Annotated in this window: 21 protein-coding genes; 13 read left to right on the top strand and 8 right to left on the bottom strand. The window is 66.5% G+C overall.

Translation table 11 applies throughout. The features are described 5' to 3' along the window. Window positions 1-103 precede the first annotated feature (103 nt). Entirely contained in the window at window positions 104-298 is a 195-nt protein-coding gene (locus O6Y00_RS17335; protein WP_353443817.1) for a DUF1192 domain-containing protein, read from the bottom strand. A gap of 138 nt (window positions 299-436) precedes the next feature. Between O6Y00_RS17335 and O6Y00_RS17340 the strand changes: the two genes are divergently transcribed. Next, window positions 437-1,417 (top strand): NAD(P)H-quinone oxidoreductase, encoded by a 981-nt coding sequence (locus tag O6Y00_RS17340; RefSeq protein ID WP_353443818.1) that lies wholly within the window; start codon window positions 437-439, stop codon window positions 1,415-1,417. Between the two features lie 428 nt (window positions 1,418-1,845). Here O6Y00_RS17340 and O6Y00_RS17345 read toward each other — a convergent pair whose 3' ends face one another. Beyond that, a complete protein-coding gene (locus O6Y00_RS17345) occupies window positions 1,846-2,103 on the bottom strand; it encodes a hypothetical protein (protein WP_353443819.1) in 258 nt (85 codons plus the stop codon). Window positions 2,104-2,283: 180 nt separating this feature from the next. On the opposite strand from O6Y00_RS17345, the gene O6Y00_RS17350 reads away from it, so the two are divergent. From O6Y00_RS17350 to O6Y00_RS17375, 6 genes are all read left to right on the top strand, one after another. After that, a complete protein-coding gene (locus tag O6Y00_RS17350; RefSeq protein WP_353443820.1) occupies window positions 2,284-3,168 on the top strand; it encodes a UDP-2,3-diacylglucosamine diphosphatase in 885 nt (294 codons plus the stop codon). Between the two features lie 161 nt (window positions 3,169-3,329). Further along, on the top strand, window positions 3,330-4,352 hold the full coding sequence (locus O6Y00_RS17355) for a glycosyltransferase family 4 protein (RefSeq protein WP_353443821.1): 1,023 nt from the start codon (window positions 3,330-3,332) through the stop codon (window positions 4,350-4,352). Between the two features lie 110 nt (window positions 4,353-4,462). Next, complete coding sequence (locus tag O6Y00_RS17360; RefSeq protein ID WP_056484483.1) at window positions 4,463-5,140, top strand: DUF1013 domain-containing protein; 678 nt, start codon at window positions 4,463-4,465, stop codon at window positions 5,138-5,140. A 442-nt stretch (window positions 5,141-5,582) separates the two neighbouring features. Beyond that, window positions 5,583-6,647, top strand: a complete 1,065-nt coding sequence (locus tag O6Y00_RS17365) for an MBL fold metallo-hydrolase (protein ID WP_353443822.1) — start codon at window positions 5,583-5,585, stop codon at window positions 6,645-6,647. Between the two features lie 33 nt (window positions 6,648-6,680). Further along, window positions 6,681-7,550 carry a dienelactone hydrolase family protein gene (locus O6Y00_RS17370; RefSeq protein WP_353443823.1) on the top strand — a complete coding sequence of 290 codons (870 nt, stop codon included), beginning with the start codon at window positions 6,681-6,683 and terminating at the stop codon, window positions 7,548-7,550. Window positions 7,551-7,711: 161 nt separating this feature from the next. Next, entirely contained in the window at window positions 7,712-8,326 is a 615-nt protein-coding gene (locus tag O6Y00_RS17375; RefSeq protein ID WP_353443824.1) for a glutathione S-transferase family protein, read from the top strand. A 449-nt stretch (window positions 8,327-8,775) separates the two neighbouring features. On the opposite strand, the gene O6Y00_RS17380 is transcribed toward O6Y00_RS17375, so the two are convergent. From O6Y00_RS17380 to O6Y00_RS17390, 3 genes are all read right to left on the bottom strand, one after another. Next, a complete protein-coding gene (locus O6Y00_RS17380) occupies window positions 8,776-9,294 on the bottom strand; it encodes a thioredoxin family protein (RefSeq protein WP_353443858.1) in 519 nt (172 codons plus the stop codon). A 5-nt stretch (window positions 9,295-9,299) separates the two neighbouring features. After that, the gene (locus tag O6Y00_RS17385; protein ID WP_353443825.1) at window positions 9,300-10,979 is read right to left on the bottom strand and encodes a DEAD/DEAH box helicase; all 1,680 of its coding nucleotides are present in this window, start codon (window positions 10,977-10,979) and stop codon (window positions 9,300-9,302) included. 309 nt (window positions 10,980-11,288) lie between these two features. Continuing rightward, a complete protein-coding gene (locus O6Y00_RS17390) occupies window positions 11,289-11,756 on the bottom strand; it encodes a hypothetical protein (RefSeq protein WP_353443826.1) in 468 nt (155 codons plus the stop codon). A 110-nt stretch (window positions 11,757-11,866) separates the two neighbouring features. Here O6Y00_RS17390 and O6Y00_RS17395 point away from each other — a divergent pair, with 110 nt between their 5' ends. The 5 genes from O6Y00_RS17395 to zwf all read left to right on the top strand — a co-directional run bounded on the left by O6Y00_RS17395 (window position 11,867) and on the right by zwf (window position 18,300). Further along, a complete protein-coding gene (locus O6Y00_RS17395) occupies window positions 11,867-13,267 on the top strand; it encodes an FAD-binding oxidoreductase (protein WP_353443859.1) in 1,401 nt (466 codons plus the stop codon). 284 nt (window positions 13,268-13,551) lie between these two features. Then, window positions 13,552-14,337, top strand: a complete 786-nt coding sequence (locus O6Y00_RS17400) for a SapC family protein (RefSeq protein WP_353443827.1) — start codon at window positions 13,552-13,554, stop codon at window positions 14,335-14,337. Window positions 14,338-14,360: 23 nt separating this feature from the next. After that, on the top strand, window positions 14,361-14,909 hold the full coding sequence (locus O6Y00_RS17405; protein ID WP_353443828.1) for a cytochrome b: 549 nt from the start codon (window positions 14,361-14,363) through the stop codon (window positions 14,907-14,909). 247 nt (window positions 14,910-15,156) lie between these two features. Further along, window positions 15,157-16,704: a cation:proton antiporter gene (locus O6Y00_RS17410; RefSeq protein WP_353443829.1), complete on the top strand. Its 1,548-nt coding sequence runs from the start codon at window positions 15,157-15,159 to the stop codon at window positions 16,702-16,704. A gap of 96 nt (window positions 16,705-16,800) precedes the next feature. Continuing rightward, a complete protein-coding gene (gene zwf / locus O6Y00_RS17415; protein ID WP_353443830.1) occupies window positions 16,801-18,300 on the top strand; it encodes a glucose-6-phosphate dehydrogenase in 1,500 nt (499 codons plus the stop codon). Between the two features lie 120 nt (window positions 18,301-18,420). Here zwf and O6Y00_RS17420 read toward each other — a convergent pair whose 3' ends face one another. Genes O6Y00_RS17420 through O6Y00_RS17430 form a run of 3 tightly spaced genes read right to left on the bottom strand, consistent with a single transcriptional unit; the run spans window position 18,421 to window position 19,412 of the window. Continuing rightward, window positions 18,421-18,708, bottom strand: coding sequence for a hypothetical protein (locus tag O6Y00_RS17420; protein WP_056047554.1), 288 nt, complete (start codon window positions 18,706-18,708; stop codon window positions 18,421-18,423). Window positions 18,709-18,760: 52 nt separating this feature from the next. Beyond that, window positions 18,761-18,991, bottom strand: a complete 231-nt coding sequence (locus O6Y00_RS17425) for a hypothetical protein (RefSeq protein WP_353443831.1) — start codon at window positions 18,989-18,991, stop codon at window positions 18,761-18,763. 43 nt (window positions 18,992-19,034) lie between these two features. Then, on the bottom strand, window positions 19,035-19,412 hold the full coding sequence (locus O6Y00_RS17430; RefSeq protein WP_056047560.1) for a winged helix-turn-helix transcriptional regulator: 378 nt from the start codon (window positions 19,410-19,412) through the stop codon (window positions 19,035-19,037). Between the two features lie 95 nt (window positions 19,413-19,507). Here O6Y00_RS17430 and O6Y00_RS17435 point away from each other — a divergent pair, with 95 nt between their 5' ends. Then, window positions 19,508-20,569: an SDR family oxidoreductase gene (locus O6Y00_RS17435; RefSeq protein ID WP_353443832.1), complete on the top strand. Its 1,062-nt coding sequence runs from the start codon at window positions 19,508-19,510 to the stop codon at window positions 20,567-20,569. The last annotated feature ends 160 nt before the right edge of the window (window positions 20,570-20,729 follow it).

Genomic DNA, 20,729 nt, shown 5'->3' on the forward strand with positions numbered 1-20,729 from the left:
GCCACTATGTCGGAACTGATATCGGCCGCATCAAGCACTTGAACCCGGTCCCGTCCGTTCCTGCGCTGCCTAAATGCAGCGCCCGAGGGGCTGGAGAATGCCGTCACCGCCTGAAAAGATCGTCGGCGCTGGCGCGGTGGCTGATCGCTCGATCCTTCTTCACCTGACACCGCGCGATCTCGCCTTGCAGCACGGTGATCCGCGCATCGAGTTCGGCGACCGACAGCGGATCGAGATCCTGGCGTACCAGAGCGTCGAGCAGGTCGTCGGGACGGGCGGGGGCGTCTTCCAGGTCCATCGTGCTTGCAACGTTGACCCGCACCCGAGTGATGTCAATAAGGCGCTGAAATCTCAAGGCCCGAAATCTAAGGGACGTGACTCGCCGATGACCGCAATAGTTGAAAACCAGCCCGGTAACTTGGGTTACCCTGACGTCATGAAGGCGATCGATCCCGAACAGCCCGGCGGTCCCGAAGTATTGGTGCTCGCCGACCGTCCGGTGCCCAAACCGGGCGAGGGCGAGGTGCTGGTCAAGGTCGCCGCGGCCGGTGTGAACCGGCCCGAGGTGATGCAGCGCCAGGGCAAATACCCGCCCCCACCGGGCGCGCCCTCTATCCTGGGCATGGAGATCGCCGGCACGATCGTCGCGGTCGGCGACGGTGTCGGCGACGAGCAGATCGGCCAGTCGGTCTGCGCGTTGATTTCGGGCGGGGCGTACGCCGAATATGCCGTCGCGCCGTTCGGCCAGTGCCTGCCCGTTCCCGAGGCGCTGACGATGACGGAGGCGGCGGCGATGCCCGAGACGCTTTTCACCGTCTGGACCAATTTGTTCGAGCGCGCCTACGCCACTGAAGGCGACACCGTGCTCGTTCACGGCGGCACCAGCGGGATCGGCACGATGGCGATCGGGTTGTGCAACCTGTTCGGCATCGACATCATCGTCACCGCCGGCTCCAAGGCCAAATGCGAAGCCGCGCTCAGCCTCGGCGCCACCTACGCGATCGACTACAAGTCGGAGGATTTCGTCGAGCGCGTCAAGCAGATGACCGGCGGCAAGGGTGTTGCGGCGGTACTCGACATGGTCGGCGGCGATTACGTCCCCCGCAACCTGCAATGCCTCGCCGAAGATGGCCGCCACGTGTCGATCGCCGTCCAGGGCGGTGCGATGGCGACCGTCCCCCTGTTCGAGATCATGCGGCGGCGCCTGACGCTGACCGGCTCGACGCTCCGCCCGCGGGATGCGGCGTTCAAGTCGCTGGTCGCCGACGAACTCGCGCGGACGGTGTGGCCGCATGTCGAGGCGGGGAAGCTGAAGCCGGTCATCGACCGTGTTTTCGCCTTCGCCGACGCTCCGGCCGCGCATGCGCGGATGGAAGCAGGCGACCATGTCGGAAAGATCGTGCTGACGATGGAGTGAGAGCGCGCGCGAATTCTCGTTGCTCCGCCCGCCGGGCCGTCGTCATCCCACCGAACGCTGGGGTATCCCCGTTTTGCGCGCGACGTAGATCGCGCTCACCACCGCCCCGGCGAAGACCGGGGCCCAGGTGGAAAGGTCGCGGTCACGACGCGCAGCGTGTCGTTACCCAGCGCTCCCAACTGGGCCCCGGCCTTCGCCGGGGTGTTGGTCTTGGAGCGGGATGGGGTTCGTTAGGCGGGGTAGGGCGGGCGAAGCGCGCTGGAAAGTTTAACGCGACAACCCAGCCAATCTTGTTCTCCCGCGAAGGCGGGAGAACAGTCTGGATGCCCGCCTTCGCGAGGACACAAGCTGCCTTTGCAGACCAAACGGCCCAATCCTGCCCCTGGCGGGGGAGGATTTGAGCAAGGCTACCTCACTCCCGCGCCTGCTCAGTTGCTATCCGAATCGTCATCCCCACCGCTCGTCGCGAGCAGCACGCCGACCACCAGTGCGGCGAGGATACCGATGCTGACATAGGTCGCGGTCGGACCCTCGGCGAGCTTGCTCTTGCCCGACGTAGCAGTGCCCGCGCGAGCCTGCGCAACCGGCGCCGTCGACGTCGGATTGGCGGCAGACGCCATCGTCGGTGCGACCATCATCGCCATGCCCGCAACGGCCCCGGCCACGCTCTTGAAACGGAATTTCACGGTAACTTCTCCCTGTAAGACCACGCCATAGGTTCAGCTTCCCCTCGATTCGTCAACGCGTTTGCGAGCAAGTGCAGCAATGCCGACACACCGACTTGGAACAGTCATCGGACTGCGACCACGATGTCACAATCATCGGCTAACAGGATCGGAGAGGGTACCTTGCCGGGGGACAGGCTCATGAACGCCGTTACGACGTTTCCGCCATCTAGCGTCTTGGGCGCGGACATCGCCGATATCGCCGACTTCATCCACTCGCGCCCGGCCGTACCCGAGCCGATCGTCGAGCGGCGCCAGTATCGGACGATCTGGATCTCCGACGTCCATCTCGGCACGCGCGGCTGCAATGCCGGCATGCTCAACGACTTCCTTGATCACGTCGACAGCGAGACGATGTACCTGGTCGGCGACATGATCGATGGCTGGCGGCTGAAGAAGAAATTCTACTGGCCCGCCGCGCACAACGACGTCCTCTGGCGCCTGCTCAAACGCGCCAAGCGCGGTACGCGGGTTGTCTACATCCCCGGCAACCACGACGAGGTGTTCCGGCAATATTCCGGCCTCGACTTCGGCGGCATCTCGATCCGCCGAAAGGCGATCCACGAGACTGCCGATGGCCGCCGGCTGCTGGTGCTGCACGGCGACGAGTTCGACGCGATCACGCTCGCGCACCGCTGGGTCGCGCATATCGGCGACGCCGCCTACACGATGCTGATGGGGCTCAACCGCTGGGTCAACGGCGCGCGGCGGCGGATGGGCATGCCCTATTGGTCGCTGTCGAAGCACGCCAAGGCCAAGGTCAAGAACGCGGTCGCCTTCATCTCGCACTTTGAGGAAGTCGTCGCACACGCGGCCGGCGTCCGCGGCGTCGAAGGCGTCGTCTGCGGCCACATCCACACCGCCGAAATGCGCGAGATCGCCGGCATCGCCTATTATAACGACGGCGACTGGGTCGAAGGCTGCACCGCGCTCGTCGAGCATTTCGATGGTCGCATGGAGTTGCTGCACTGGGCGGACGAGATCGCCGCCCGCGAGAAGGACAAGGTCGTCGTCTTGGCCGCCTGACGTAAATTCCTCTCTCCGCAGGGGAGAGGGAAAGCCGCACAGCGGCGAGGGTGAGGGCACAGTCCCCGACGGCGTTCAGCGCGTGCCCTCACCCAGCCACCGCAAGTGCGGCGGGCCCCTCCCTCTCCCTTCGGGGAGAGGGTCAAAACGGAGAGAAACCGATGCGTATCGCGATCGTCACGGATGCCTGGAGCCCGCAAGTCAACGGCGTCGTCCGCACGCTTCAGGCGGTCCGCAAGGAACTCGAATCGATCGGCCACGAAGTTCTGGTCGTCTCCCCCGAACGCTTCGCCTCGATGCCATGCCCGACCTATCCCGAAATCCGATTGGCCTTCGCCCGCTCGGGCGCAGTCGGTCACATGCTCGCCTCGTTCGGCGCCGACGCGATCCACCTCGCCACCGAGGGGCCGGTCTGCCTCGCCGCCCGCAACTGGTGCCTCGCCCGCGCGCTCCCGTTCACCAGCGCGTATCACACCCAATTCCCCGACTATATCGCCGCCCGCACCGGCGCGAACCCAGAGTGGATCTGGCGTTACATCCGCTGGTTCCACCGCCCCGCCCAGTCGATCCTCGTCTCCACGCCCTCGGTCGCCGCGACGCTCGCAGCCCAAGGCCTGCATCAGGTCCGTGAGTGGGGCAGGGGCGTCGACTTCGCGCAGTTCGGCCTCGACGGCGCGCGCGATCCCGAGATGGCGGCGCTCCCCGGCCCGATCCAACTATATGTCGGTCGCGTCGCGGTCGAAAAGAATATCGAGGCGTTCCTGTCCTCCGCGCATCCCGGCACCAAGGTGGTCGTCGGCGAGGGACCCGCGCGCGCCACGCTCGCGCGCCGCTTCCCGGATACGGTCTTTCTCGGCCAGCGCTCGGGCCTGGATCTCGCCGCCGCATACCGCACCGCCGACGTCCTCGTCTTCCCGAGCCGCACCGACACGTTCGGCCTCGTCATGATCGAAGCGCTCGCCTGCGGCACCCCCGTCGCGGCGTACCCGGTCACCGGCCCGATCGACGTCCTCGACGACCGCGTCGGCGCGATGCACGAAGACCTCGACACCGCGATCGCCACCGCACTTACCCGCGACAGCGTCACCTGCGCCGCCTATGCCGCGCGTTACAGCTGGCCCACCAGCGCGCGTCAGTTCCTCCATGCGCTCGTCCCCCTCGAAGGAAAGCTCATGGCCGCCTGAGCTTGCCCGAATCTTGTTCGCTTGCTTGATAGCGCCGCGCGCACTAAGTCTCCCTCATGTCAGGCCGCTCCGAAAGGGGCGGCCCTTTCTATTTTTACGGAGTTTCCGCCGTGGCCCAGCCGCTCATGCCCCACGCGACCGCCGCCTGGATGGTCGACAATACCGCGCTCAGCTTCGAGCAGATCGCGGACTTCTGCGGCCTGCACATCCTCGAGATCCAGGCGATCGCCGACGACACCACCTCGACCAAGCTCACCGGCCGCGATCCCGTGCGCGCCCATGAGGTCACGCAGGAAGAGATCGACAAGGGTGCCGCCGATCCCGATTACCAGCTCAAGATGATCAAGGGCCCCGAGCAGGTCCGCCGCACCAAGGGCCCGCGCTACACGCCGGTCTCGAAGCGCCAGGACAAGCCCGACGGCATCTCGTGGATCATCCGCAATCACCCGGAGATCACCGACGGCGCGATCTCGCTGCTGATCGGCACGACCCGCACGACGATCGCCGCGATCCGCGATCGCAGCCACTGGAATATCGCCAACATCACGCCGAAGGACCCGGTCACGCTCGGCCTGACCTCGCAGCGTGAATTGGATGCAGCGGTGGCGAAGGCAGCCAAGGCAGCCGGCATGGAAGCCCCGACCGACACCCGGCTCGAAGGCGACCGCGAAGTGCTGCTCCAGCAGCTCCGCGCCGAACGCACCCAGGCCGCAGCGGACGCACAGTTCGTGGCGGACGGCGGCGTCCTCCCCGTCAAGCCGCTGTTCGACGACCCGTTCAAGCGCTGATCTTTCTTCCCTCCCGCAACCGGGGGGGGCAGGGGGCGGGCTAGCGGTATTTGCTTGCGATACGGCTAGTGAGGATCGCCATCCCGGCAGGCCGTGACCGTATCCGACGATAGGCCGAGCGTCAGTGTTCTCCCGCGAAGGCGGGCGGCCAGTCTGGGTCCCCGCCTTCGCGGGGAAACATGCTCCCCTCGTCTCAAGCGGAGACGCGCCAAACCGGTCCGGCACCCCATCTAATCCTCCCCCGCCAGGGGGAGGTGGCACCGAAGGTGACGGAGGGGGAGGACACGGAACCTAGGTGGCGCTTGCCTCCCCCTCCGTCTGGCGAGTGCCAGCCACCTCCCCCTGGCGGGGGAGGGTCGAGAAGGTCGCGTGGTTCAGCTAGCCAGGCTTCAGCCGGCACGCAGCACTATCTCCCGCCACATCCAGTTGCTAACCGCAACGGATGGCAACTTCACCCGACACCAATTTCGCACCGACCAGCCACAAGGGACTGACCTACCCCTTCGGTGGCGCCGAGCCCGCCAGCGGCGGCACGTTGCAGGTCGCCCCCGGCATAGACTGGGTCCGCCTGAAAATCCCCGGTCCGCTCAAACACGTCAACTGCTGGCTGCTCACCGATACCGACGGCGACGCGCTGATCGACACCGGCATGAACACCCCCGAAGCACGCGACGCGTGGAAGGCGGTTTTCCACGGCGCCAAGTCCGGCGTCAGCATCACGCGGATGATCGGCACGCATTTCCATCCCGATCACATCGGCCTCGCCGGCTGGATGTGCGACCACCATGCCGCGCCACTGCTGATGACCCGCGGCGAATGGCTCACGGCCCGCATGCTTGCCGCCGACGCGCGCGACTCGGTCCCCACCGAGATGCTCGCATTCTGGCGCGGCGCAGGGTGGGGCCAAGAACAGATCGACCACGCCACTGCCAAGGGCTGGGCCGGCTTCCGCAAGATCATCACCCCGCTCCCGCTCAGCTACACCCGCATCGAAGACGGCGACACGCTCACCATCGGCACGTGCGACTGGCGCGTAGTTACCGGCGCCGGCCACAGCCCCGAACACGCCTGCCTGGTCGACGAAGCCGGCGGCATCCTCATCGCCGGCGACCAGGTCCTCCCCCGCATCAGCCCCAACGTCTCGCTCGGCGTCACCGAACCGAACGCCGACCCGCTGGGCGAATGGTTCGCGTCGATCGCCAAGCTGAAGACGCTGCCAGCGGACCTGCTCGTCCTCCCTGGCCACGGCGATCCGTTCACCGGCGTCCATGCGCGGCTCGACGCGATGGACCGCGAGCACCGCGAACGGCTCGACGAACTCGAGGTCTTCCTCGCCGAACCCCGCCGCGCGATCGACTGTTTCGGGCGCCTGTTCCGCCGTGCGATCGGCCCCGACATGCTCGGGATGGCGACCGGCGAGGCACTCGCGCATCTTCGCCGTCTTGAGGTCGAGGGGCGTGCCATCCGCGAAACCGTCGATGGCGTGTGGTGGTGGCGCGCAAGCTAGTTTATCAAGGGCTTAAACCGATAGGAGAGCCCGATGTGCGACGACCATACCGCCGAGGATAACGAAGCCTATCTCGCCGGCGTTTCTCGTCGCCAGTTCGGAATGATGACCGGCGCGGCGGGGCTCGCGATGCTGCTCCCGGCGCCTGCCAACGCCGCCGTCATCAAGGGCCGCGACGTGTCGATCGCGACGCCCGATGGCAAGGCCGACGCCTATTTCGTTGCGCCCGCCACCGGCAAGCATCCCGGCGTGTTGATCTGGCCCGACATCATGGGGCTGCGTCCCGCCTTCCGCCAGATGGCAGACCGGCTCGCGCAATCGGGCTACGCCGTCCTGGTCGTCAACCAGTTCTACCGCTCGACCAAGGCGCCGTTCCTGAAGCCCGGCGAATCCTACGACCAGCCCGAGGTGAAAAGCCGCATCGCGCCGTTCCGCGCGACGCTGAGCGCCGAGGGTACGGTCCGCGACGCAAAGGCCTTTGCCGCGTTCATCGACGCGCAGCCGCAGGTCGATCGCAAGCGCGGCATGGCCACCACCGGCTATTGCATGGGTGGCCCGATGGTCCTGCGCACCGCTGCGGCGGTCCCGACCCGCATCCGCGCGGGCGCGACCTTCCACGGCGGCGGGTTCGTCACCGACACCCCCGACAGCCCGCATCTGCTTATCCCGCGGACCAAGGCGCAATACCTTATCGCGATCGCCGCCAACGACGACGCCCGCGCACCGACCGAGAAAGACACGCTGCGCACCGCGTTTGCGGCGGCGAAATTGCCGGCCGAGATCGAGGTCTACGCCGGCACGATGCACGGCTGGTGCCCGCCCGATTCGAAGGTCTATAATCCGGTCCAGGCTGACAAGGCCTGGGCCCGCATGCTCGCGTTGTTCGACAAGGCGCTGGTGTGAGGTGAGGGGGCTTCACGGTGCGGCGCCCCCTTCTGCTTGTTCTCCCGCAAGGCGGGAGTCCAGTCTGGATCCCCGCCTTCGCGGGGAAACATACTCGCGCGCTTGACCGCACCCACTCCCCATGAGACCATCGTTCACGATCCGTTCTCAAGGAGAGTCGCATGACCCTGACCCTGTACACCAACCCGATGTCACGAGGCCGGGTCGCGCGGTGGATGCTCGAAGAGGTCGACGCCGAGTATGAGACCGTCGTCCTCGACTACGACACGACGATGAAGGCCGAAGCGTATCGCGCGATCAACCCGATGGCCAAGGTCCCCGCACTGGTCCACAACGGCAAGACCATCACAGAATGCGCCGCGATCTGCGCGTATCTCGCCGATACGTTCCCCGACGCCAACCTCGCCCCCCGCGTCGAGGAACGCGCCGATTACTATCGCTGGCTCTTCTACGCCGCCGGCCCGGTCGAAGCCGCGACCGGCAACCGCGCGCTCGGCGTTGTGCCCGACGCGGCGCAGCAACGGATGATCGGCTATGGCAGCTTCGATCGCGTGATCGACGTGCTTGAGGAGGCCGTGGCAGCGCACCCCTACATCGCCGGCGACCGCTTCACCGCCGCCGACGTTTATGTCGGATCGCAGGTCATTTGGGGCATGCAGTTCGGCTGGCTGCCGAAGCGGGAAGCATTCGCGGACTATGCCGCGCGCCTGATCGAACGCCCGGTGTACCTGCGCGCCGCAGCACTGGACGACGCCCTGATCGCGGTCGCCGCATAAGGGCGAGCGAGCGCGTGACCAGCCACCAACCCGTCATCCTGACGAAAGTCGGGGCCCAGGATACCAGGCGTTGGCCTCCGTGGCTCTGGGTCCCGACTTTCGTCAGGATGACGGCGGGGGTTGGAACGAACGGAGCGGGTTAAAATCCACTTTCTATTATAGGCGGTCGAGCCTGCAGATTCGCCGCGTGGCAGGTGGATACCTCGCGTGCAGCTAACGACGATCCTCCCCCGCCAGGGGGAGGTGGCGCCAAAGGCGACGCAGGGGGAGGACACGGAGCAGAGGTCGGCGCTTACCGCCCCCTCCGTCAGGCTGCGCCTGCCACCTCCCCCTTGCGGGGGAGGATTCTTCGAGACCGGCACGTGTGCGTACCACTACGTGCTAGAATCGAGTTGCCGTCGAGGAGCGATTGCCGAAGATGTAAGCCGCCAGAAGCTAGAGAGTAGCGATCACGCCGCCCACTTCGCCAGCCAGTCGGCGAGCGCCTGCGGCCCCATCGACCGCGCATCCGCCAGCTCGGTCTCATGCCCGGCGTTCAGCAACCGGTTGCTCCGCGGATCGACCACCAGCACCGCCGGCACGCCCTTGAGCCGCCCCTTGATGCCGTAGCCCGCCGCGATCTGTCCGTTCTTGTCGAAGCGGCCGATGTCGACCGTCACGACCACGAACTTGCTGTCTACGAAACGCTTCATCTCGGGCAGGTCGATCGTCCCGGCGAGCAAGCGACAATCGAGGCACCAGTTGCCGCCGAGATCGATCAACAACCGCTTGTGCGTCTTCAGCGCGCGCGCGCGGGCGGCGGCAACCTGCGCATTGGCGTTCGCCGACTCATTATACGGCAGCGGCAAAGGCTGTGGCAGCTTGTCGAAGCTCGTCGTATTGACGTGCGGCGCCACGACTTTCGCGCGGGGCGCAGCGGGGGCGGCCACGGCAGTCGCCAGCAAGGCAAGTGCGGCGATACGGCTCATCGACGTCATTCATATCCTCCGATCACGGCATTGAGGAAGCTTGGGAATGGTCCGTTCCAGCCATCCGCCGGCGTATCGGCGAGCGGTTGGCGGCGACCACCGGTTGGATCCGCAGGAATGCGCTCCGTCCGTGGCGCCTCGACCTTCGCGGCTTCCGAACGAACAGGTTGCGAGCGAACAGGTTCCGACCGCACTGGCTCCGATCGCGCAGGCGCGGCACGAACGGGTTCCACATACGCCGGTTCGACCTGCACCGGCTCGACCCGTGCCGGCTCCGCAACGCGCGGCTTCACCGCGGGCACGGGCTCGTCGATTGGCGTACGCTCCCAGCGCGGACGCTTGGCCACCGCAACCGGCTCGGCCGCAGCCAGCACCTCGGCGACGATCGCCGGGGCCACCGTATCCGCCCGCGGCACTCGCCGCGTACGGGGCCGATCCGACTCCTCGGCAGCCGCCGCCGCAACCGGCACCGGCGTAAACGTCTCGGACCGCGCGCCGCGACGCGGCCGTGTGCGCCGCGCCGTGCCCTCGTCTTCGGTCGCAGCAGTAACCGGCGCCGTCTTCGGCTCGGCACCCTTCAGCCGCTCGATCGTCTGCCCGGTAAGCTTTTCAATGTTGACGATATTCTCGGCATCGTCCGGCGCGACGAACGTATACGCGGTCCCCGTCGCCCCGGCGCGGCCCGTCCGACCGATCCGGTGGACGTAGTCGTCGGGATGCCACGGTGCGTCATAGTTGAACACCGTCGACACGCCCTTGATGTCGAGCCCGCGCGCGGCGACGTCCGATGCGACCAGGATCGTCACCGCGCCGGTCTTGAACAGCTCCAGCTCGGCCAGCCGCTGCGGCTGTTCCATGTCGCCGTGGATCTCGCCCGACTTGTAGCCCGCCTGCTTCAGCACCTTGTTCAGGTCGCGCACCGTCGTCTTGCGGTTGCAGAAGATGATCGCGTTCGTCACCTCTTCCTGCGCCAGAATGCGACGCAGCGTATCGCGCTTGGCGGTCTGGCTCGGCACCGGCACCAGATACTGCTTGATGTTGAGGTTGGTCGACGCCGGGCGCGACACCTCGATCGTCTTGGGATTCGTGAGGAACTTGTCCGCCAGCTTCTTGATCGGCGGCGGCATCGTCGCCGAGAACAGCAAAGTCTGACGCTGCTTCGGCAGCTTGGTGCAGATTTCCTCGATGTCGGGGATGAAGCCCATGTCGAGCATCCGGTCCGCCTCGTCGATCACCAGCATCGAACAGCCGTTGAGCATGATCTTGCCGCGCCCGAACAGGTCCATCAGCCGGCCCGGCGTCGCGATCAGGACGTCGACGCCCTTTTCGAGCGCGGCGAGTTGGTCGCCCATCGACACGCCACCGATCAGCAGCGCCATCGAGAGGTTCGAATTAACGCCGTATTTCTCGAAGTTCTCCGCCACCTGCGCGGCGAGTTCGCGCGTCGGTTCGAGGATCAGCGAGCGTGGCATCCGCGCACGACTGCGCCCGTGTGCCAGAATATCGATCATCGGCAGCACGAACGACGCGGTCTTGCCGGTGCCCGTCTGGGCAATGCCGATGATGTCGCGCATCATCAGCACGGACGGGATCGCGCCGGCCTGGATCGGGGTCGGCTCGGTATAGCCGGAGTCGGTGACTGCCTTCAGCAGTTCGTCGGAGAGGCCGAGATCGGCAAAACTCATGCAAATGTCCGGTAAATAGAGGGTGAAATGCACTGCCCTCAAGCGTTCCGGCGCTCGCCGATTTAGCGACAAATGTCAAGGAAACGCGGTGAAACGAAGGTGGAGCAGGGGCTTGGAACGAATGAAAGCATGATACGCTCGTCATTCTCACATCGGGAATACCCGCTGGTATTTGCGTCCCTCCGACCAGTCGCACCTTCCCGGCGAGGGCCGGAGTCCAGATGGCAAGGTCACAATAACGCGTCGGCACGCGTAAGACCGTGCGCGCGGGACGTTCCCAAATACCAGGATAGTCGCAGCGTTCGACCGCTATCTCTTGGGCCGCAAGCTCTTGAACCCGTCGATCTCGCAGCGTGCACCGGACCGCATCCTGATCGCATCGCGGTCCCGGCAGACCATCCCGTCGGGCCCCGGCTTCAGATAGAAACCCGAATAATAATCGAGCGGCATGCAGTCGCCGTCGAGCCGCGCGCGCAATCGTGTCTGGTCGTCCATAAGCAGGTCGACCGCGCCGTCCTTGTTCAGCATCGCGCCCGCAATCTCGGCGACGGCGACGCATTTGGGACCCTTATGTTCCTTCCATTCGATCGTCCGGTCGACCGTCCGCATCGGCATCCGGCTCATGCGCGGAACACGGATGATGACGCGCTCGTGGATCGAGATCTGTGCGACCTGCATGCGCGCCGGCGCTGGACGCGTGGGCGTGTCGCGCAGCGCGGCCGCAGCGGCGGGGCCTGCAAGCGCAAGCAAGGTAGCGGGAATCGCGGGATGGATCATGATGTTGACGTAACCGTTAGGGCCCATCGTTGAACGCGCGATGAATTTTGTCTAGCGCTCGGTGCGTGTCCATTATTCAGACAGCAACCCTGACCCCTTCGCAAGCGGCCATGCTCGCCGCGCTCGGCCCGCAGCTCGATGCGAAGGCGATCGTCACCGACCCCGCGGATATCGATCCCTGGCTGCATGACTGGCGCGGTCGCTTTCATGGCACCGCGCCGGCGATGCTGTCACCAAGCTCGACCGCGGAGGTGGCGCTGATCGTCGCCGCGGCGGCCGACCACCGCGTGCCGCTGGTCGCGCAAGGGGGGAACACCTCGATGGTCGGCGGCGCGACCGCACCCGCGGACGGCAGTGCGCTGATCCTGTCGCTCCGCCGCATGAACCGCATCCGCAGCGTCGACACCGACGCGGGTCTCGCGATCGCCGAGGCGGGCGTGATTCTCGCCGACCTCGACGGCGCCGCGCAAGCGCAGGGGCGGCGCTTTCCGCTGACGCTTGGCGCACGCGGCACGGCGACGATCGGTGGGCTCGTCTCCACCAACGCCGGCGGGACGCAGGTGCTCAAGTTCGGCACGATGCGCGGCCTCGTCGCGGGCGTCGAGGCGGTGTTGGCGGACGGGACGATCTACGACGGCCTGTCCGCGCTGAAGAAGGACAATCGCGGCTACGACCTCGACCAGCTCTTCATCGGCGCGGAAGGCACGCTGGCGATCGTCACCGCCGCAACGCTCCGCCTTGCCCCCGCTATCGCAGCACGCGGTACCGCCTGGGTGGGCATCGCGTCGCCTCAGGCCGCGCTCAAACTCCTGCGCGCAATGCAGGCGAAGACCGATGCGATCGAGAGCTTCGAGATCCTCCCCGCCGAGTCGCTCGACGCCGCCCTCGCGCATCTTCCCGACGCGCGCGCGCCGCTTGCCGGACGCCATCCTTGGCATTTGCTGATCGAAGCGACCTCGGCCACGACCGAAGGCGAATCGCCGAGCGCGCTCCTGGAACGTCTGCTCGGGAAGGCACTTGAGGAGGGCGCGATCGAAGACGCGACGATCGCCACCAGCGAGACCCAGTCCGAAGCGTTCTGGCTGCTCCGCGATTCGCTCTCGGCCGCCGAACGCGCACTCGGGCCAGCAACGCAGCACGACATCTCGATTCCCGTCGAGACGATGCCGCGCTTCATGATCGAGGCGGCGGCGGCGTGCGATGCGCGCTTCCCCGGCACGCACGCGAGCGGCTTCGGCCATCTCGGCGACGGCAACGTCCATTTCCACGTCCGCGCCGCACCCGGCACCGATCCTGTGCGCTGGTATGCCGAGGACGCGCCGGTCGTCACGCGCTTCGTCGGCGACCTCGTCGTCGCGGCCGGGGGCTCGATCTCCGCGGAGCACGGCATCGGCCAGATGAAGCGCGACGAACTCGCCCGCCTGTCCTCGCCCGCCCGCATGACCGCGTTGCGTGCGATCAAGTCCGCGCTGGACCCGCTTGGCATCCTCAACCCGGGCAAGCTCGTCTGAACGCCAACCGCAACGTCGGAGTCGCTTGATCCTCCCCCGCTAGGGGGAGGTGTCGCCGGAGGTGACGGAGGGGGAGGTAAGCGATGACCCGGGTTCCGTGTCCTCCCCCTCCGTCTGGCAAGGGCCAGCCACCTCCCCCTGGCGGGGGGAGGATCGAAGATAGAAGGAGCATGCCCCGACGATTCCCGGCATGCACTTGCACGCCCGCCCCGCGCACCATAGAGCCTCGCCCCAATCGGTGGCATGAGCCACCGGCATTTCGACCGACCGATCCGGAGAGTAACATGGCCAGCACCGCCCAGCTTCCGCTTTTCTACAATGGCCTCGAGCCGCTTTCGAGCGACACGCACGCCACCTACAAGGTCCGCCCGCAGGACAGCGCGCCGTTCCTGGTCGGCCAGCATGCCATCCCCGTCACCGTCGACGAATTCCCGCTGGTCCAGCGTCACATGCCGATCGTGTTCTCGGTTGGTGACGACGCAATCCCGCTCGCGCTGATGGGCCTGAACGAGGGCGTCAACGTGTTCGTCGGCGAGGATGGCAAGCTGACCGAGAACACCTTCTACGTGCCGGCTTATATCCGTCGCTATCCGTACATGCTCGCCCGCCTGCACCCCGATGCGCAGGAGCTGTCGCTCTGCTTCGACCCGACCTCGCAGGCGATCGGCGAGTTCGACGAGGGCGACGCGCTGTTCGAGAATGGCGAGCCGACCGAGCTGACCAAGAACATCCTCGGCTTCAACGAATCGTTCGAACAGGCCGGCGCGCGCACGCAGAACTTCATGAACGAGCTGCGCGAGCTCGATTTGCTGATGGACGGCGAAGTCACGATCCAGCCCGACGGCGCCGAGCAGCCGTTCGTCTATCGCGGTTTCCAGATGATCAACGAGGAAAAGCTGATCGACCTGCGCGGCGACGCGCTGCGCAAGATGAGCAAGTCGGGCATGCTGCCGCTGTTGTATGCGCACCTGTTCTCGCTGTCGCTGATGCGCGACATCTTCGCGCGCCAGGTACAGCTCGGCCAGGCGCCGCAACAGCAGATGCCGGCCCCGGCGCCGTTCAACGTCTGAGGCTTCGAACACGAGGACGACCTATGGCAGCGCAGCTTCGCTCGGATCGCTATTCAACGGTAGCGATCTGGTTTCACTGGACGATCGCGCTGCTGGTCATCCTCAACCTCGCGGTCGGGCTGCTGCACGATTCGGTGCCGGCGCTGCGGGCCTGGATGGGGGCGCACCAGGCGCTTGGTCTCGCGATCCTGGCGCTGACCGCGGCGCGGATCGCGTGGCGGCTGGCGCATCGCCCGCCGCCGTTGCCGGCGCGAACGCCGGGGTGGGAGCGGGGCCTCGCTCATACCACGCACGCCGTGCTGTACCTGCTGATGATCGCGATGCCGCTGACCGGGTGGATGATGGTGTCGGGTGGCGGAAAACCTGGTGGCGTCGGCATCTTCGGTCTGTTCACCGTCCCGTATCTCCCTGTCTCCAAGGCAACGGGGCATCTCGGCCATAGCGCCCACGGCGTGCTCGGCTGGGTGATGCTAGCGTTGGTCGTACTGCACATCGGCGCCGCACTGCGCCATCATCTGCTGCTTCGCGATCCCGTACTGACCCGGATGGCACCGGTCCTGAGGCGTCGCTGAAACGCCCGTCATCGCATCCGCATCAAAAAAATTGCGTGTGCGGTGCAACAAGGGTTGAACCAAAACGGCGCTCACCCATTTAGATCCTGTACGGCATCGTGTCCCCCCCTTTCGCGGCGCCGTACGGGACGCTTCTAGCGTCCCTCCTCCCTGAACCTAGGCCACTCCGTGCGTCATGCACGGGGTGGTTTTTTTTGGCCTGCACGGTGTTGCGGGCCCGTCCGCTCCTCCCGCCCGTTGGCTGCCCGTGGAAGTATTCGAAAGCCTCGACGTCATCCTGCTCGCCGCGCTGGTCCTGCTGGTCGTCGCGCGCAAGTTGAACGTGCCCTATCCAACGCTTCTCGCGGCTGCGGGCATTGGCTTTGCCGCGCTGCCGTTCGCACCGAAGATCACGGTCGAGCCGCATCTGGCACTGGCCTTGTTCATCGCACCCGCGCTGCTCCACGCCGCCTATCACACCAGCCCGCGCGCGTTGCGGCGACACTGGTTCCCGCTGCTGAGCCTCGCGGTGTTCGCGGTACTCGTCACCGCCGCAGCGGTCGCGCTGGTCGGCGTGACGCTTGGCGGACTGCCGCTCGCCGCTGCGTTCGCCTTGGGAGCGATCGTAGCACCACCCGATGCCGCCGCCTCGGAAGCCGTGCTCGGCGAAGTCGGCATCCCGCGCCGCGGCCTGTTGCTGCTCCAAGGCGAAAGCCTGCTCAACGACGCGACAGCGCTGTTGCTGTTCGGGCTAGCGGTGGCGTTCGCGACGCATTCGGATACGCCGGTGACGCCGCTCGCGCTCGCCGCCGCGGTCCCGGGCGGGATCGTCCTCGGCGTCATCGCCTCGTGGCTGTATCTCCGCGTGACGCCGCTGTTCGCGCGGACGCTAGGCGCGAGCCTCGCCGATTTCGCGGTGACGTTCGGGATCTGGCTGCTCGCCGAGCGGCTGCACATCTCGCCGGTGCTCGCGGTCGTCACGTTCGGGATGATCGTATCGCAGCGCCGCCCGATCGGCCAGCCTGCGCGTGATCGTTTGCAGGGGGCGGCAGTGTGGTCGGCGGCAGTACTCGTCCTCAACATCATCGCGTTCGCGCTGATGGGGCTGCAATCGCGCGACGTGCTGGTCGGCCTGCCCGCCGCCGAGCGCTGGCCCGCGATCGGGTTCGCCGCCGCGGTGCTGGCGACCGTACTCGTCACGCGTATCGCATGGGTATTCTTCGTACGGTTCGTCGAGGGCGTGATCGCCAACCGCTACGTGCCGTCCTGGCTGCCCAAGCCGCCGCCGTGGAATGCGTCGATCATCCTGTCATGGTCGGGTATGCGTGGCCTGCTGACGCTCGCGACCGCGTTCGCGCTGCCACGATCGGTGCCGGGTCGCGACCTGATCGTGCTCGCGGCGTTCGCTGTCGTGATCGGTACGCTCGTTCTGCAAGGGCTCACGCTCGGGCCGCTGATCCGCCGTCTCGATCTCGGCGCGGATACCGGGCTTGCCGACGAGATCGCCCCCGCGCGCAAGCGGCTGATCGACGCAGGCCTCGCGGTACTGCCCGCGCGCGAAGGCAAGGCGGCGGACGCACTGCGCTTCCGCTACGGCGCGGCAGGCAAGGTCACGGCCGAGGCAGACGACCCGCAGGCGACCTCCGAATTCGACGAACTCCACCTCGAGATGATCGCCTGCCAGCGCGTCCTGCTCCACGAGATGCGCGACAAGGGCGAAGTGGCCGAGGACGTCTATCGCCGCTTGCAGGAGGAGCTCGACTGGGCGGAAGTCGACGCGCGCGCGTTCGGCGACAACATCCTCACCGCCACCTGAAAGGGGCGACCTTAACGCGAGCTCGGAACATCGGCACGCGCTACGCTGTTTGAAGAAATCACCGTAGAAAGGGTCATCCATGCCAAAGGCGAATTCGTGAGCAAGTCCGTCAAGCCCGCCCCGCCGACGACGCTCGTGATCTTCGGTGCATTCGGTGACCTGACCCGCCGCCTGTTAATGCCGGCATTGATCAACATGACCCGGCTCGGGCTGGTCGGGAATGATTTCCATGTGCTCGGCGTCGGCATCGACGAAGGCAACGACCAGTCGTTGCGCGAGGCGCTCGGCACTTTCGATGCGAAGGGCGGCGAGGGTGCCGGCGAGAAGGGCGATGCCTGGGCGCGGCTCAAGGATCGCGTCGGCTATCTCCAGGGCGATTTCACGCACGACGAGGTCTACGAACAGCTTAAGGCCCGCGTGAAGGGCAACGTCGCGTTTTACTTCGCGGTGCCGGCCAAGTTCTTCGGTGACATCGTCGAAAAGCTCGCCGACCACGGCCTGATGGCGGAAGCGCCGCACGCCTTCCGCCGGATCGCGATCGAGAAGCCGTTCGGGCACGACCTGGCCTCCGCGCAGGCGCTGAACGCGCGTATCCTGTCGAAGGTCGGTGAGGCGCAAGTCTACCGGATCGACCATTTCCTCGGCAAGGAAACGGTGCAGAACATCATGACCGCGCGGTTCGCGAACATGATGATCGAGCGCGTCTGGAATGCGGATTGCATCGCGCATGTCCAGATCACCGCCGCCGAGACGGTCGACGTCGGCACCCGCGGCAAATTCTACGACGGCACCGGCGCGCTGCGCGACATGGTCCCCAACCACCTGTTCCAGCTGCTCGCGATGGTCGCGATGGAGCCGCCCGCGAGCTTCGATGCCGAGGCGATCCGCAACGAAAAGGGCAAGGTCCTCAAAGCCGTCCGCGTCTATTCGCCCGGCAAGGCGAAGCGCAACGGCGTCCGCGGCCAGTATACCGCGGGAAAAGTGAAGGGCGCGGATGTCCCCGCCTACACCGCCTCGCCCGACGTCGCGCCGGACAGCCGGACCGAAACCTATGTCGCGCTGAAGCTGATGGTCGACACGTGGCGCTGGGCGGGCGTGCCGTTCTACCTGCGCACCGGCAAGGCGATGACGTGTCGGGATACCGAGATCGCGATCACCTTCAAGCCGGTGCCGTTCGCGTCGTTCCCCGGAGCCGCCGCCGACATGCTGCCGCCCAATCGCCTGATCATCCAGATCCAGCCCGACGAAGGGCTGAGCATGGACATCAATATCAAACGCCCCGGCCTCGAAGTGGCGACCGCGCCGATCGCGCTCGATTTCCGCTATGCCGACGAATTCGATATCGGTCATCTGACCGGGTATGAGTCGCTGATCTACGACCTGTTCGTCGGCGACCAGACGCTGTTCCAGCGGGCGGACGCGATCGAGGCGGGCTGGGCCGCGGTGCAGCCGTTCCTCGACCTCTGGGCGCATGATGCTGGCGTGCCGGAGCCGTACGAGGCTGGCACGCTAGGCCCTGCCGCAGCGGATGCCCTCCTCGCGCACGACGACCACACCTGGCACGAACTTGCGCCGGCTGGGAAGACGGTCCCCTGACTTTCACCCCTCCCTGAAAGGGAGGGGCAGGGGGGTGGGTAGGCCGCTTGGGGCGGACGACGTCCGCCCACAAGCCGACCCACCCCCAACCCCTCCCTTCCAGGGAGGGGAGCATGTCGCTCAAACCCGCTCGGTAAGCTCGATCTCGCCCTCGACTTCCATCTCGTCCTCGTCGCCCATCTCGTCCATGTCGGGCATCGTGAAGTCCGCCTTCCAGTCATAGACCTTCTCGACCCCGCCCTGAACCCAAACGCGCACCGCGCCAGAGGTGATCTCGCCGCCCATCGCGCCGACGAAATCCGCGACCAGCGAATCCGCCGCATCCTCGTGATCGGTCGCGCCGGGGATCGTCGCGGCGGTCATTTCCTCATCGAGTTCGATGATCTGCGCCCAATATTGCTTCGCCATGTATCGCTCCTGCGTAGATGAAAGGCCGTCAGCCGGCGTGTATGAGACGCCGTCAGCCGGCGGTGATGATAGGGTGATCCTCGCGCAGCCGGTCCGCCAGTCGCTCGACCGCGTCGACCTCGCTCGCGCTGCCCGACGGCGTCACTGCCCAGTTGCAATGCGCGTGCGTCGCGAGGCTGTAGACCTTGACGTCGCCGACGATCAGCCGCCACCGCCGCCGGTCGCCGCTATTGTACCGAACGAGGTTGGTGACGAACAGGCCCTGGAGATCCGATGCGGTCATCCGCGCCCCATAGCGACAAGCGGATCGTCACTGCAAACCGTCGTTACCGTCGCGAGGTCGGCTTGGCCTGCAACGCATCGAGCGCATCGGCATTGCGGCGCCCCCAATCGTATAGCAGCTCCACCGGCTCGACGAACCGCGCCCCAAGCGGCGTCAGCGCATAATCCACCGCAGGCGGCACCGTCCCATGCACGGTCCGCACGACCAGCCCCGCCGCCTCCATCTCGCGCAACGTCTGCGTCAGCATCTTCTTCGAGATTCCCGGGATCGAGCGCAGCAGCACGCCGGTCCGCGCCGGGCCGTCATGGCGGACGTGCAGCGTGTGCAGGATCATACTCGTCCATTTGGTCGCGAACAGCTCCAGCGTCCGCCGCGGCGCGCAATCCTCGCGCCATTCCTCGTCGGCCGTTCCCGCCTGCATGTGGATACCTTCCGGTGCCTATGTCCCCAAAGGGTGCCTTCTAGAAGCCGGTGCGTTCGGTGCCTAGCTGGTAGCGAGCAGATAAGGAGCTGAAGATGGCCAAGACGGCATTGGTAGTAGGGACGAGCGGGATCGTCGGCAGCGCGACCGCCGCGGCATTGGTGAAATCGGGTTGGACTGTCCACGGTCTCGCGCGGCGCCCGACCGAGCAGGACGGCGTCCAGCCCGTCGCGGCGGACCTCCAGGATCCCGCCAGTCTGGAACAGGCGCTCACCGGCCTCAAGCCCGACGCGGTGTTCATCGCCACCTGGTCGCGCCAGGACAGCGAAGCGGAGAACATCCGCGTCAACGGCGGCATGGTCCGCAACCTGCTCGGCGCGTTGTCGCAAGCAGGCAGCGTCGGCCACGTCGCCCTCGTCACCGGCCTCAAGCACTACCTCGGACCGTTCGAGGCGTACGGCAAGGGCGTCCTCCCGCAGACGCCGTTCCGCGAGGAGCAGGGCCGCCTGGACGTAGAGAACTTCTATTACGCGCAGGAAGACGCGGTGTTCGAGGCTGCCGAGCGCGAAGGCTTCGGCTGGAGCGTACACCGCCCGCACACGATCATCGGCAAGGCGGTCGGCAACGCGATGAACATGGGCACCACGCTCGCGGTCTACGCCACGCTGTGCCGCGAGACCGGTCGCCCGTTCCGATTCCCAGGCTCGGCGGCGCAGTGGAACGGCCTCACCGACATGACCAGCGCCACGATGCTCGCCGATCACCTGATCTGGGCGGCGACAACGCCGGAAGCGCGCAATCAGGCGTTCAACGTCGTCAACGGCGATGTCTTCCGCTGGAGCTGGATGTGGGGCCGCATCGCCGAATGGTTCGGGATCGAACCGGCTCCGTTCGACGGTACGATCTTGACGCTCGACGAGCAGATGAGGGATGACGCCGGCATCTGGCGCGAGATCGTCGCGCGCGAAAGCCTGGCGGAAGCCGACCTGTCGCGACTGGCCTCTCCTTGGCACACCGACGCCGATCTCGGCCGCCCGATCGAGGTGGTGACGGACATGGGCAAGAGCCGACGTCTCGGGTTCAAGGAATACCAGCCCACGGATGACGCGTTCTTCGACCTGTTCGCGGAGCTGCGTGCGGATCGCTTAATCCCGTAAGTCTTGGGGCGGGGTGGAACCCAATCTAAAATCCTCCCCCGCCAGGGGGAGGTGGCTGGCCCTTGCCAGACGGAGGGGGCGGTAAGGGAAACCACCGTTCCGTGTCCTCCCCCTCCGTCACCTTCGGCGCCACCTCCCCCTTGCGGGGGAGGATTTGGCG

The organism is Sphingomonas faeni, from assembly GCF_040407565.1.
Classification (GTDB): Bacteria; Pseudomonadota; Alphaproteobacteria; order Sphingomonadales; family Sphingomonadaceae; genus Sphingomonas; species Sphingomonas faeni_F.

What these genes read in the sequence shown, in the direction of transcription:
- O6Y00_RS17335 (WP_353443817.1), bottom strand. Translation starts at nt 298, where the DNA reads ATGGACCTGGAAGACGCCCCCGCCCGTCCCGACGACCTGCTCGACGCT.
- O6Y00_RS17340 (WP_353443818.1), top strand. Translation starts at nt 437, where the DNA reads ATGAAGGCGATCGATCCCGAACAGCCCGGCGGTCCCGAAGTATTGGTG.
- O6Y00_RS17350 (WP_353443820.1), top strand. Translation starts at nt 2,284, where the DNA reads ATGAACGCCGTTACGACGTTTCCGCCATCTAGCGTCTTGGGCGCGGAC.
- O6Y00_RS17355 (WP_353443821.1), top strand. Translation starts at nt 3,330, where the DNA reads ATGCGTATCGCGATCGTCACGGATGCCTGGAGCCCGCAAGTCAACGGC.
- O6Y00_RS17365 (WP_353443822.1), top strand. Translation starts at nt 5,583, where the DNA reads ATGGCAACTTCACCCGACACCAATTTCGCACCGACCAGCCACAAGGGA.
- O6Y00_RS17370 (WP_353443823.1), top strand. Translation starts at nt 6,681, where the DNA reads ATGTGCGACGACCATACCGCCGAGGATAACGAAGCCTATCTCGCCGGC.
- O6Y00_RS17375 (WP_353443824.1), top strand. Translation starts at nt 7,712, where the DNA reads ATGACCCTGACCCTGTACACCAACCCGATGTCACGAGGCCGGGTCGCG.
- O6Y00_RS17380 (WP_353443858.1), bottom strand. Translation starts at nt 9,294, where the DNA reads ATGAGCCGTATCGCCGCACTTGCCTTGCTGGCGACTGCCGTGGCCGCC.
- O6Y00_RS17385 (WP_353443825.1), bottom strand. Translation starts at nt 10,979, where the DNA reads ATGAGTTTTGCCGATCTCGGCCTCTCCGACGAACTGCTGAAGGCAGTC.
- O6Y00_RS17390 (WP_353443826.1), bottom strand. Translation starts at nt 11,756, where the DNA reads ATGATCCATCCCGCGATTCCCGCTACCTTGCTTGCGCTTGCAGGCCCC.
- O6Y00_RS17395 (WP_353443859.1), top strand. Translation starts at nt 11,867, where the DNA reads ATGCTCGCCGCGCTCGGCCCGCAGCTCGATGCGAAGGCGATCGTCACC.
- O6Y00_RS17400 (WP_353443827.1), top strand. Translation starts at nt 13,552, where the DNA reads ATGGCCAGCACCGCCCAGCTTCCGCTTTTCTACAATGGCCTCGAGCCG.
- O6Y00_RS17405 (WP_353443828.1), top strand. Translation starts at nt 14,361, where the DNA reads ATGGCAGCGCAGCTTCGCTCGGATCGCTATTCAACGGTAGCGATCTGG.
- O6Y00_RS17420 (WP_056047554.1), bottom strand. Translation starts at nt 18,708, where the DNA reads ATGGCGAAGCAATATTGGGCGCAGATCATCGAACTCGATGAGGAAATG.
- O6Y00_RS17425 (WP_353443831.1), bottom strand. Translation starts at nt 18,991, where the DNA reads ATGACCGCATCGGATCTCCAGGGCCTGTTCGTCACCAACCTCGTTCGG.
- O6Y00_RS17430 (WP_056047560.1), bottom strand. Translation starts at nt 19,412, where the DNA reads ATGCAGGCGGGAACGGCCGACGAGGAATGGCGCGAGGATTGCGCGCCG.
- O6Y00_RS17435 (WP_353443832.1), top strand. Translation starts at nt 19,508, where the DNA reads ATGGCCAAGACGGCATTGGTAGTAGGGACGAGCGGGATCGTCGGCAGC.